Origin of the sequence: Paracoccus sp. S4493 (genome assembly GCF_000967735.1) — a bacterium.
Classification (GTDB): Bacteria; Pseudomonadota; Alphaproteobacteria; order Rhodobacterales; family Rhodobacteraceae; genus Paracoccus; species Paracoccus marcusii.
Genome location: NZ_JXYF01000364.1, coordinates 1 through 270, shown reverse-complemented (window position 1 = coordinate 270; position 270 = coordinate 1). Strand labels below are relative to the sequence as shown.

General features: G+C 71.1%; 1 protein-coding gene. It reads right to left on the bottom strand.

What is annotated here, in order from left to right:
• Nucleotides 1-201, bottom strand: a 201-nt coding sequence (locus TW83_RS17760) for a precorrin-8X methylmutase (protein WP_045984119.1), incomplete at its 3' end; no start/stop codon positions are given.
• Between the last annotated feature and the right edge of the window lie 69 nt (nt 202-270).

Genomic DNA, 270 nt, shown 5'->3' with positions numbered 1-270 from the left:
CAGCGCCGCGCGGGCGGCGGTGGCCATGCCGGGGGTGAAGGTCACGTCGCGTTCCAGCCCCACCAGGCCCGCGGCATGGATCATGCGGACGACGACGGGTTCCTCGTCCGCGTCGAAACGCGCCAGATCGGCCTCGGCCCGGATGGTGGCGAAGGACTGGCGATAGATCGCGGCGCCGTCCCTTTCGTAGTCATGGGGCATCACAGAACCTTCGGCAGTTGATCGGGGTGCAGGCCGCGCAGGGCGGCGGGGTCATGGGCGCGGCCATGG